An 11,882-nucleotide genomic window follows, 5' to 3' on the forward strand; every position below is an offset into this window, starting at 1 on the left:
GTATGGATGCATAATTCAACACCGCTCATCACCACCATCGTCGGAGGGTTAGTACTCGCCTTCCTCCTCGGCATGCTGGCGAACCGCCTGCGCATCTCACCCCTGGTGGGATATCTGGCCGCAGGGGTGCTCGCCGGCCCGTTCACCCCCGGTTTCGTCGCCGACACCTCACTGGCGCCGGAACTGGCGGAAATAGGCGTTATCCTGTTGATGTTCGGTGTTGGCCTGCACTTCTCTTTGAAAGACCTCCTCGCAGTAAAATCTATCGCCATACCCGGCGCCGTGGCGCAGATAGCCGTCGCTACCCTGCTCGGTATGGGGCTGTCCAAGCTGCTCGGCTGGGATCTGATCTCCGGCCTGGTGTTCGGCCTCTGTCTCTCCACCGCCAGCACCGTGGTGCTGTTGCGCGCGCTGGAGGAGAGGCAATTGATCGACAGCCAGCGCGGGCAAATCGCCATCGGCTGGCTGATCGTCGAAGATTTGGCGATGGTGCTGACGCTGGTATTACTGCCCGCCTTCGGCAACATGCTGGGCAACGACAACGCCAGCAGCGGCAAGCTGCTGATGGAGCTGGCGCTGACCATCGGTAAGGTCATCGCCTTCATTGCGTTGATGATCGTGGTCGGCCGCCGCCTGGTGCCGTGGATCCTGTCGAAAACCGCCAGCACCGGCTCGCGCGAGCTGTTCACCCTGGCGGTATTGGCGCTGGCGCTCGGCATCGCCTACGGCGCGGTGAAGCTGTTCGACGTCTCCTTCGCGCTGGGCGCCTTCTTCGCCGGCATGGTGCTGAACGAGTCCGAGCTGAGCCACCGCGCGGCGCACGACACCCTGCCGCTGCGCGACGCGTTCGCGGTGCTGTTCTTCGTCTCGGTTGGCATGCTGTTCGATCCGATGATCGTGATTAACGAACCGCTGGCGGTGCTGGCGACGCTGGCGATCATCGTGTTCGGCAAATCTGCCGCCGCGTTCCTGCTGGTGAAAATGTTCGGCCACTCCAAGCGCACCGCGCTGACCATCTCCGCCAGCCTGGCGCAGATCGGCGAGTTCGCCTTTATTCTGGCGGGCCTCGGCATCGCGCTGGGCATGATGTCGGAACACGGGCGCAATCTGGTGCTGGCCGGCGCCATTCTGTCCATCATGCTCAACCCGCTGCTGTTCACCCTGCTGGAGCGCTATCTGGCCAAAACCGAAACCATCGAAGAGCAAATCCTCGAAGAGGCGGTGGAAGAAGAGAAGCAGATCCCGGTGGACATGTGCAACCATGCGCTGGTGGTCGGCTATGGCCGCGTCGGCAGCCTGCTGGGCGGCAAACTGGCCGAAGCGGGCATCCCGCTGGTGGTGATCGAGAACTCCCGCCCGCGGGTGGAAGCGCTGCGCGAGCAGGGCATCAAGACGGTGCTGGGCAACGCCGCCAATCCGGAAGTGATGGATCTGGCGCGGCTCGACTGCGCACGCTGGCTGCTGCTGACCATCCCCAACGGCTATGAGGCCGGCGAGATCGTCGCCTCGGCGCGCGCCAAGCGGCCGAACATCGAGATCATCGCCCGCGCCCACTACGACGACGAGGTGGCCTACATCACCGATCGCGGCGCCAATCAGGTGGTGATGGGCGAACGGGAGATCGCTAACAGCATGCTGAACATCCTGCAGTTGGATACCCTGAGCGAAGAAGAAAAAATGGGGGGCTGCCCGATCTGAGGCACCGCGCACAAAAAAAGGTCCGGCATGCCGGACCTTTTCTTTTTCAGCGGATTAACGCTCCCAATAGGACTCTTCCAGGCTGTCTTCGCGCTCCGGCAGGCCGCGAGTGAGACGCGGCGAATGCTGGTTCAACACCTGGTAGCTGACGCGGTTGGCGTATTTGCACACCTGCGCCAACGAAGAGTATGTCAGGTAACTGCGCACGTGCTTGCTCGAGTTCGGCACGTTGTGGCGGTGATAACCGTTGGCGGCGATATCGTGCAGCAACGCCGACAGCGCGCCGTCGCCGGCGCCGTTGGTGTTCATGATCTTCTCCGGCCCGCCCATATACGGCGCGATGTGCGAGTAAACGCGCAGCGGATGGTCACAGTGTTCGCGACGCATGGCGCGGCTGAACTCGTAGCGGTTGAACTCGGCGATATGCCCCGGCAACAGCGGGTGCTGGGTCTGACGCTTGTTGGCCTCTTCGGTGTAGCCCGCCATATACAGGCCGTTCGGCCCGGCGGTGCACAGCACCAGATCCACCCACTCCAGCGCCATGTCCGAGGCGGTCAACGGATCGCTCAGCCCGGTCAGCTCCAGCGCTTCGTCTTCGTTCATCGCCAGAATGGTCACATTTTCCTTCAGGAAGTCGCGCCACCACTGCGGGTTGTCGGCGATCACGTACTTGGTGCCCAGGGTCAGCACCACCGGCACATCGTGCTTTTTGGCGTATTCGATCGCCTGCAGGGTAGCCTCCTTTATCGGCTCCCCTTCCTTGCAGCGCACCAGATAAGAGCTCAGCACCAGCGCCGACGCGCCGGCGATCACCTCTTCAGGGATGCTTTCCGGGCGCAGCTGGTTCATCTGGCCGGGGTTGATGGCGAAGGTGCGCTCGCCGCTTTCGCCGATCAGCGTGAAACAGCGGCCGATGGCGCCGTCAACGCCCTGCAGATAGTTAAGATCGGTGCGGCTGGAGGTATTGCACAGATAACGGTAGGCGTAGCTGCCGATTTTCACGTTGCTGCACATCACGCCGAGCAGCACCGAGCGGTCGTCCGCCAGCACCGAATAGTTGTGCATGGTGTTGCCGATGGTGCCGCCGGCGAACTGATGGGTGACCAGGTTGTTTTCATTCAATTCCTGATACAGCGCCTCGGCGACGTCATCTTCGATCACCAGAGAGTGGCCCAGGCTCAGGCCGTAGCGCTGGACAAAAGCGTCGTCCACTTTCGCCTCGATATCCACCAGCGTCTGGTCGATGCCGACGATATACGAGGTGCTGATTTCACTTTCGGGCTGGGCCTGCTGCAGAAGCGGATCGCGGGCGCTCACCGGGAAATAGTGTTTGGACTTGCGTTTACCAGGAAATTTCATGTGATTGGTGGTGGTGGCGGTTTAACAAGCGGAGAATGTTAACACATCCCCGCCCGATCACGATGCATCTAATAGACAGATTATGGATGATTACAGACGCTGCGCCACCAACTGCTGCATCATGTCGATATGCGCCGGTTCGTCGTTCAACGCTGAGATGTATTCAAACTTCTCGCCGCCGGCCTTAAGGAAGATCTCGCGGTTCTGCTCTTTAATCTCTTCCAGCGTTTCCAGGCAGTCCGCCGAGAAACCGGGGCAGATCAGCTGAATATGCTTCACGCCCTGCGCCGGCAGCCCTTTTAGGGTCTCATCGGTATACGGCGTCAGCCAAGGCTCGCGGCCGAAGCGCGATTGGTACGTCATCATCACTCGCTCCGGTGCCAGCGGCAACGCGGCGCTCAGCGCTCGCAGCGTATCCTCGCAGCGCTGCGGGTAGTCGTCGCCAAGCCGCGCATAGCGCTTGGGGATGCCGTGGAACGACAGCACCAGCCGATCCGGCTGGCCGTGTTCGGCGAACGAGCGCTCCACGCTTTGCTGCAGCGCGGCGATATAGGCTGGGTGCTCGGCATAGTCGCGAATGAAGGCCACCGACGGCAAGCGGCGATAGCCTTTCAGCACCCGGGCTACGCCGTCCCATACCGCCGCGCTGGTGGAACAGGAATATTGCGGATAGAGCGGCAGCACCACCAGGTTGGTCACGCCCTGCACCAGCAGCTTGTCGATGGCTTCCGCCAGGCTCGGCGAGCCGTAGCTCATCCCCAGCTCCACCGGCGTATTCGGCATGCGCGCCGCCAGCGCCCGCTGTTGGCGGCGGCTGTACACCAGCAGCGGCGAACCCTCTTCCATCCACACCGACTGATAGAGTTTCGCCACGCGCGGCGAGCGGATCGGCAGGATCGCGCCGTTGAGGATCGGCCACCAGATCAGCGGCGCCGTATCGACCACGCGATCGTCACTGAGGAATTCCTTCAGATAGCGTTTGACCGCCGACGAGGTCGGCGCATCTGGCGTGCCCAGGTTCACCAGCAATACGCCGTGTTTCTCTTGCTTCATCTCAGTTCCCCTCATTTCCTTTCCGGCCGGCATTCCGTTCTGGGTCGGGATGTCAGCAGCCATTAATGCCGGCTATTGTAACGGAAAAGTCCTGCGTCGAAACCGATAACAGCAACAGGCTATGCCTGTAGGCATCTTCCTTGCGCCAGCTGCCATACCGCCGCCACGTTGCGCGCCGTCACCTGCAGATTGCGATCGGCGTCCGCCAGCGCTTCTTCCAGCGTCACAATGCGATCGAGCACCGAAAACGCTGCATCGATGCCGTGTTGATGCACCACCGAATAATCCGGCGTCAGGCTGCCGGCGATGGCGATCACCGGCACGCCGTGACGCTTGGCCACCCGCGCCACGCCGATCGGCGTTTTGCCGTGAATCGACTGGCTGTCCAGCCGCCCTTCGCCGGTGATCACCAGATCGGCATCGCGCACCGCTTCATCCAGGCGCAGGGTTTCAGTGACAATCTCGATGCCCGGCCGCAAGCGCGCGTCGAGCATGCCAAGCAGCGCCGCCCCCATGCCGCCCGCCGCGCCCGCCCCCGGCTGGGTCAGCACGGCGCGGCCGGTTTCCCGTTCCAGCAGTTCGCCATAGTGGTGCAACGCCGCATCGAGCTGCGCCACCATCTCCGGCGTCGCCCCTTTCTGCGGCCCGAATACCGCCGACGCGCCCTTTGCGCCGCACAGCGGGTTATCCACGTCACAGGCGGCGGTTACGCTCACCCGCTGCAGACGCACGTCCAGCCCGGCGAGATCGAGGTGCGCCAGCTGCGCCAGCGCCGCGCCGCCCATTGGCAGCGGGCGACGATCCTTATCCAGCAATTTAACGCCCAGCGCCTGCATCATTCCGGCGCCGCCGTCGTTGGTGGCGCTGCCGCCGATGCCGAGAACGATCGCCTTCACGCCGCGATCCAGCGCCGCCAACATCAGTTCGCCGGTGCCGTAACTGGTGGTAATGCGCGGATCGCGCCGGTTGGGCGGTGCCAAGTGCAGCCCGGAGGCGGCGGCCATTTCAATCACCGCGGTTTCGCCGTCGCCCAACAGGCCATAGAATCCCTGCACCGGCTCCCCGAGCGGGCCGGTGACCGTCACCTGAACGATTTCACCGCCGGTGGCAGCCACCATCGACTCCACCGTGCCTTCACCGCCGTCCGCCATCGGTAGCTTCACGTAGTGCGCCTGCGGGTAAATCTGACGGAATCCCCGCTCGATGGCGTCGGCGACGCCGAGCGCGCTCAGGCTCTCTTTGAAAGAATCCGGGGCAATAACCACTTTTTTCAGCGTTTTCATCACTGTTCCTTATCCCGCCAGGTTAAATACGCCAAACATCAGCGCCGAGATTGCCGCGATGGTGAACCCCACCAGCGTTTCATACGGCAACAGCTTGAGCCGCTCGTGCACCGCCATATTGACGCTGCCGCCGGTGGCGTGGAAGAAGCTGCCGTGCGGCAGGTGATCCAACACCGTGGCGCCCGCATGGATCATCGCCGCGCCGGCCAATCCGCTCACCCCCAGCTCAAGCAGCGTGGAGCTGAACACCCCGGAGGCGACGGCGGTGCCGGCGGTGGTCGAGGCGGTCGCCATCGACATCAGCGCGCCGGACAGCGGCGCCAGCAGCCAGGCCGGCAGCCCGGTGTGCGTCAAACCGGTAATCAAGACATCCTTCAGCGCCGAGTTGGCGATAATGCCCGCCAGCGTGCCGGTGCCGAGCAACATGATCGCTACCGGCGCCATGCGCGACAGGCCGGAGACCATAAACTGATTGCACTGACGAATGCGCCCCATCAGCAGCGCGCCCGCCAAACCGCCGGCCGGCAGCGCGATCAGCGGATCAACGGCGATACCGGCTATCGGCCGCAGCGACAGCAGCAGGATCGCCACCAGCGGCGCGCTGATCGCCGCAGCGAAGCCCGGCCGCGCCCCTTCGGCATGCTGAGTCAGCTCTTCAGCCATCACCCTGCTACCTTTATCGCTCAGGCGACGCGCCAGCAGATAGGCCACCACCAGGCCGCACAGCCCCGGCACGATGCCGGCCATCATCACCGAGGTGAGCGGCACGTGGAAGTTGTCCGCCGCCGCGATGGTGTTCGGGTTGGGCGACATCACGTTGCCGGCCTTGCCGCCGCCGATCATCGCCAGCAGGATCGCCGCACGAGAAATGCCGGCCTTTTGGGCGATCGACAGCGCGATCGGCGCGACGGTGATCACCGCCACGTCGATAAACACCCCCACCGCCGTCAGGATCAGTGTAGCCACCGCCAGCGCCAGCAGCGCGCGGGTTTCGCCCACCTTGCGTACGATAGTTTCGGCGATGGTGTGCGCCGCGCCGGATTCGATCAGCACCCCGGCCAATACCCCCGCCGCCAGAATGCGCATCACGGCGTTGGTGATGCCCTGCGCCCCGCCGATCATCAGCGTCACGGTCTGCACCAGATCGGCGCCGCCGCACAGCCCGCCCGCCAGCGCGCCGGCAATCATGCCGTAAGCCGGTGGAACCTTGCGTAGAATCAGGACGATGGCGACGGCTAACGCCACCAGCGCCCCCAGAGTGGATACGGTTGTCATTGTTGTTTTCTCCGTGGTTGATGTGCAGGCCAACATATCCCGCGCGCCCGGCGTTGGCCTGAGGGGAAACAACAAAAAATCGCCGAAGGAACGGCGCGGAATTTGTGGGTTGGCACAACTCAGTCGTGCATCAGCATGCCGATATACAACCGCAGAGAGTCAGTTAATTGATTGATTTTCATGCCGGTTATGGCTTCGATGCGCTGCAGGCGATAGCGCAGGGTATTGACGTGAATATGCAGCTGCGCGGCGGCCTGCGTCTGATCACAATTCTGCGAAAAATAGTGGCGCAGCGTGGCGCGCAGCACGCCTTTTTCATCCTGTTCGCCCAGCGTCCGCCAGGGGCGCCCCAGCTCTTGCGCTCGCCAGTCCTCCCCGAGATCGCACAGCAGCGACGGCAGCGGATAGTCGTGGTAGAACAGCGTGGCGTGACGCAGTTTCAGGCGCTGCGCCATTGCCTGGGTGGCACGCGCCGTCAGGCTGGAACGGTAGGCGCTTTGCGGATCGTCATAAAAACCGCCGACGATCAGCCGCACCCGAAAGCGGTGTTTTAGCTGGTTTTGCAAACGCTGCGCCTGCTGGCGCTCCAGCTTCAAACTCCATTCGCCCTGAGCCATACAAGCCGGGCGCAACAGGGTCATTTCATTGAAGCCGGTAATGGCGATCAACGCGTCGCGCTGGGTGGCCTCCAGCTCCGCCAACAGCTCACGCAGCAGGTGCGGCTGCGCCTCTTGCAGCTCGACGATCCAGACGATGCGCGCCTGGCGCAGATCCAATCCCAGATACGCCGCCATCGCTTCCAGCGACGCCGTGTTCGGCTGCGGCTGCAACAGCTGGTTCGCCAGCTCTTCCCGGTAGCGTTTTTCCCACTGGTGCTGATCCAGCAACGCCGCCTGCTCCACCATCATCTCCGCCGCCATTTTGACCAACTCGGCGTAGGCGCGCACCTCGGCCGGCTCGCCGGAAATGCCGATCACTCCCACCCGCTGATTGCGAAAGCTGAACGGCAGGTTGATGCCGGGCCGCACGCCCTTCAGGTGTTCGGCGGTGGCGCGATCGATTTCCACCACCCGATTCTCCGCCAGCGCCAGCACCGCGCCTTCATGACGCTGGAACAGACGCTGCGGGTTGCCGGAGGCGATGATCACGCCGTTGCTGTCCATCACGTTGACGGAATGGCTGATGATGCCCATCGCCCGCTGGACGATCTGGCGCGCGGTGGCTTCCGCCAGAAGTTTGGTCTGTCTGAGCATGCCGGCTCCCTGCTGAGGATGAAAACGCAGGCTTGTTATACGCCATTTGGCGCGGGCGATTAACGGTCACGGCCGCAACAAGCCGCCGCGATCACAATTTAACGGGAAAACGGCAAAAAAAAACGCCGGGCCACAGGCCCGGCGTCATGCACAGCCAGCTTGCTATCAACCGAGGATAGTCGCCAGCTCTGCGCTCACTTCGGCCACCTTGCGGGTGCCGTCGATTTTGCGGTATTGGGTGTTGCCCGCTGCCGCTTCTTTGCTGTAGTAAGAGATCAGCGGCGCGGTCATCTGATGGTATTCCACCAGGCGCTTGCGCACGGTCTCTTCCTGATCGTCCTTGCGCGTGGTCAGCTCTTCGCCGGTCACGTCGTCTTTGCCTTCTACCTGCGGCGGATTGAACTTCACGTGGTATACGCGGCCGGACGGCGCGTGCACGCGGCGGCCAACGATGCGGTCAACGATCAGCTCGTCCGGCACGTCGAACTCCAGCACGAAGTCCACATTGATGCCGGCTTCTTTCATCGCGTCAGCTTGCGGAATGGTGCGCGGGAAGCCGTCCAACAGGAAGCCCTTGCGGCAATCTTCCTGAGCGATGCGCTCTTTGACCAGCGCGATCACCAGCTCATCGGTCACCAGCTTGCCGGCGTCCATGATCTCTTTCGCCTGCTTGCCCAGTTCACTGCCGGCCTTCACGGCTGCGCGCAACATATCACCGGTGGAGATTTGCGGAATGCCGTATTTCTCCATGATGAATTGAGCCTGAGTACCTTTACCAGCGCCCGGAGCGCCCAGCAGAATGATACGCATTGCGTAAATCCCCTTGCTATGTAGTTTTTATAAAATTGCGAAAACGCTCAACGATACCATTTCAGGGGGGGCAGGCTCAAGGCGCGCGAAGGAAATCGATTGCGGAACATGCAAAAATTCAAGCGAACAAAAGAGGGGAAAATGCGGGGAAAAACCGGAAATGCGCCCCTAACGGTGCCGTTAAGGGCGCATATAATCAACTTCAGGCGGACAGCAACTTGTTCATGCGGCGGATGAACAGGTTCGGATCCTCCAGCGTGCCGCGTTCAGCCAACAGCGCCTGATCCAAAAGCAGGTCGATCCACTCGGCGAAATGTTCGTTATCGCCCACGTCGGATGCGCGTTTGACCAACGCATGCTCAGGATTAAGCTCGAAAATGTACTTCACTTCCGGCGCCTGCTGGCCCGCAGCGGCGAACAGCTTGGCCATCTGGGTGCTCATCTCGTCGGCGTCGGTCACCACGATCGCCGGCGTATCGGTCAGACGGTGCGTCAGACGCACATCCTTCACGCGGTCGCCCAGCAGGGTTTTTACGCGTTCGATGAACGGTTCCAACTGCTTCTCGGCCGCCTTCTGCTCTTCGGTTTCATCCGCCAGTTTATCCAGCGTTTCATCCGCCTTGCTGACCGACTGGAACGGCTTGCCGTCGAACTCGGTCAGGTAGCTCATCATCCACTCGTCGATGCGATCAGACAACAGCAGCACTTCGATGCCTTTCTTGCGGAACAGCTCCAGATGCGGGCTGCTCTTGGCGGCGGCGTAGCTGTCGGCGGTGATGTAGTAAATTTTTTCCTGCCCTTCCGCCATGCGGCCGACGTACTCTTCCAGCGACACGGTCTGCGCCGAGCTGTCGCCGTGGGTGGTCGCGAAGCGCAGCAGTTTGGCGATCGCTTCCTGGTTGCCGTTGTCTTCCGCCGGGCCTTCTTTCAGCACCAGACCGAACTGCTGCCAGAATTTCTGGTAGCCTTCGGCGTCGTCTTTAGCCAGCTTATCCAGCATCTGCAGCACGCGCTTGGTCAGCGCGCCGCGCAGGTTCTGCGTCACGCGGCTGTCTTGCAGGATCTCGCGCGATACGTTCAGCGGCAGATCGTTGGAATCGATCAGGCCGCGCACGAAGCGCAGATAGTTCGGCATGAACTGCTCGGCGTCGTCCATGATGAACACGCGCTGCACGTACAGCTTCAGGCCGTGCTTGTGATCGCGGTTCCACATGTCCCACGGCGCCTGCGCCGGGATATACAGCAGGCTGGTATATTCCTGCTTGCCTTCCACCCGATTGTGGCTCCAGCTCAGCGGATCGGTGAAATCGTGGGCGATGTGCTTGTAGAACTCTTTGTACTCTTCGTCTGTCACGTCAGCCTTGCTGCGGGTCCACAGGGCCTGCGCCTTGTTGATCTTCTCCCAGGTGACGGTGCCGTCTTCTTCGTTCTTGCTTTCGATCTCCACCGGCAAGGCGATGTGATCGGAATATTTGCCGATCACCGAGCGCAGGCGCCAGGCGTCGAGGTACTCATCTTCGCCTTCGCGCAGATGCAGGGTGATTTCGGTGCCGCGGGTTTCTTTGGTGATGTCGGCGATGGTGTAGTCGCCTTCACCGGCGGACTCCCAGAACACGCCCTCGTCATCGGCGGCGCCGGCCGCGCGGGTGCGCACGGTCACTTTGTCCGCCACGATGAACGCCGAGTAGAAACCGACGCCGAATTGGCCGATCAGTTGGCTGTCTTTCGCCTGGTCGGAACCGATGGATTCCAGGAACGCTTTGGTGCCCGATTTGGCGATGGTGCCGAGGTTTTCGATCACTTCTTCGCGGCGCATACCGATGCCGTTGTCGGCAATGGTCAGGGTGCGCTGCTCTTTATCGAAGGACAAACGCACGCGCAGCTCGCCGTCGCCGGCATACAGCTCCGGCGCGGACAGAGCGCGGAAGCGCAGCTTGTCGGCGGCGTCAGAGGCGTTGGAGATCAGCTCGCGCAGAAAAATTTCTTTGTTGGAGTACAGCGAATGGATCATCAAATGAAGCAGCTGTTTTACTTCAGACTGGAACCCGCGGGTTTCTTGACCTTTCATACTCATTGATTACCTCAAAGACAATGGCTACCAAAATCGAACAATGAGGATCAGATGAGGGTCAGGGTCTTGTTTTTCAAGCGGACGGCGGGAAATTTTTGGCAAAAAACAATGGGGCCGGGCGGCCCCATCCGGGAAAACATCAGAACTTGATGGCGTGGCGCCCCGCCAGCGAATGCGACAGCGTGGTGCCGTCGACCATCTCCAGCTCGCCGCCCACCGGCACGCCGTGGGCGATGCGGCTGGCGAGCACGCCATACTGGCCACACATCTCGGCGATGTAGTTGGCGGTCGCCTCCCCTTCCACCGTCGGGTTGGTGGCGAGGATCACTTCGGTGATGCTTTCCTTTTCCAGCCGTTGCTCCAGGCGATCCAGACCGATATCGCCCGGCCCGATGCCGTCCAGCGGCGACAGATGCCCCATCAGCACAAAGTAGCGCCCGGCGAACTGGCCGGTCTGCTCGATGGCGTGGATATCCGCCGGGCTTTCCACCACGCAAATCTGGCCGTTTTGCTGGCGGCGCGGATTGGCGCAAATGGTGCAGACGTCCTGCTCGGTGAAGGTGCGGCAATCGGCGCAGTGGCCGATCTCCGACATCGCGCGCGTCAACGCCTGCGCCAGACGCATGCCGCCGCTGCGATCGCGCTGCAGCAGCTGAAACGCCATGCGCTGCGCCGATTTCGGGCCGACGCCCGGCAGGCAGCGCAGCGCCTCCATCAGGGATTCAAGGAGCGGGCTGGTTTGCATCAGAACGGCATCTTGAAGCCAGGCGGCAACTGCATGCCGCTGGAGACGGAGGCCATTTTCTCTTTCTGGGTCTCTTCGATGCGGCGCGCGGCGTCGTTAAACGCAGCGGCGATCAGATCTTCCAGCATCTCTTTGTCGTCTTCCATCAGGCTTGGATCGATTTCCACGCGGCGGCAGTTGTGCGCGCCATTGATGGTGACTTTCACCAGGCCGGCGCCAGATTCGCCGGTCACTTCCAATTTGGCGACTTCTTCCTGCATCTGCTGCATTTTTTCTTGCATTTGCTGGGCTTGCTTCATCAGGTTGCCCAGACCGCCTTTACCAAACATAGTCGT

The 11,882-nt window shown here is 61.9% G+C and carries 10 protein-coding genes; 1 reads left to right on the forward strand and 9 read right to left on the reverse strand.

Going from position 1 to position 11,882, the window contains the following annotated elements:
• Window positions 1-6 precede the first annotated feature (6 nt).
• Entirely contained in the window at window positions 7-1,698 is a 1,692-nt protein-coding gene (ybaL, locus tag ACSBQV_RS09770) for a YbaL family putative K(+) efflux transporter (protein ID WP_099783766.1), read from the forward strand.
• A 54-nt stretch (window positions 1,699-1,752) separates the two neighbouring features.
• On the opposite strand, the gene ACSBQV_RS09775 is transcribed toward ybaL, so the two are convergent.
• The 9 genes from ACSBQV_RS09775 to ACSBQV_RS09815 form a co-directional block, all read right to left on the reverse strand.
• The gene (locus ACSBQV_RS09775; protein ID WP_099783768.1) at window positions 1,753-3,057 is read right to left on the reverse strand and encodes an inosine/guanosine kinase; all 1,305 of its coding nucleotides are present in this window, start codon (window positions 3,055-3,057) and stop codon (window positions 1,753-1,755) included.
• Between the two features lie 90 nt (window positions 3,058-3,147).
• Window positions 3,148-4,110, reverse strand: a complete 963-nt coding sequence (gene hemH, locus ACSBQV_RS09780) for a ferrochelatase (RefSeq protein WP_143557051.1) — start codon at window positions 4,108-4,110, stop codon at window positions 3,148-3,150.
• A 119-nt stretch (window positions 4,111-4,229) separates the two neighbouring features.
• Window positions 4,230-5,393, reverse strand: coding sequence for a glycerate kinase (locus ACSBQV_RS09785; protein WP_099818233.1), 1,164 nt, complete (start codon window positions 5,391-5,393; stop codon window positions 4,230-4,232).
• A 9-nt stretch (window positions 5,394-5,402) separates the two neighbouring features.
• Entirely contained in the window at window positions 5,403-6,668 is a 1,266-nt protein-coding gene (locus ACSBQV_RS09790; protein ID WP_042783808.1) for a GntP family permease, read from the reverse strand.
• A gap of 119 nt (window positions 6,669-6,787) precedes the next feature.
• A complete protein-coding gene (locus tag ACSBQV_RS09795; protein WP_099783774.1) occupies window positions 6,788-7,921 on the reverse strand; it encodes a sugar diacid recognition domain-containing protein in 1,134 nt (377 codons plus the stop codon).
• A 165-nt stretch (window positions 7,922-8,086) separates the two neighbouring features.
• On the reverse strand, window positions 8,087-8,731 hold the full coding sequence (adk, locus tag ACSBQV_RS09800) for an adenylate kinase (RefSeq protein WP_004940261.1): 645 nt from the start codon (window positions 8,729-8,731) through the stop codon (window positions 8,087-8,089).
• 202 nt (window positions 8,732-8,933) lie between these two features.
• Window positions 8,934-10,799 (reverse strand): molecular chaperone HtpG, encoded by a 1,866-nt coding sequence (gene htpG, locus ACSBQV_RS09805; RefSeq protein WP_033651110.1) that lies wholly within the window; start codon window positions 10,797-10,799, stop codon window positions 8,934-8,936.
• 142 nt (window positions 10,800-10,941) lie between these two features.
• A complete protein-coding gene (recR, locus tag ACSBQV_RS09810) occupies window positions 10,942-11,547 on the reverse strand; it encodes a recombination mediator RecR (protein WP_004940263.1) in 606 nt (201 codons plus the stop codon).
• A complete protein-coding gene (locus ACSBQV_RS09815; RefSeq protein WP_004940264.1) occupies window positions 11,547-11,876 on the reverse strand; it encodes a YbaB/EbfC family nucleoid-associated protein in 330 nt (109 codons plus the stop codon). Before ACSBQV_RS09815 ends, recR begins: the two co-directional genes overlap by 1 nt.
• Window positions 11,877-11,882: the final 6 nt, after the last annotated feature.

It is taken from the genome of Serratia sp. B501, from assembly GCF_051172315.1.
In the GTDB taxonomy this organism is placed as follows: domain Bacteria; phylum Pseudomonadota; class Gammaproteobacteria; order Enterobacterales; family Enterobacteriaceae; genus Serratia; species Serratia ureilytica.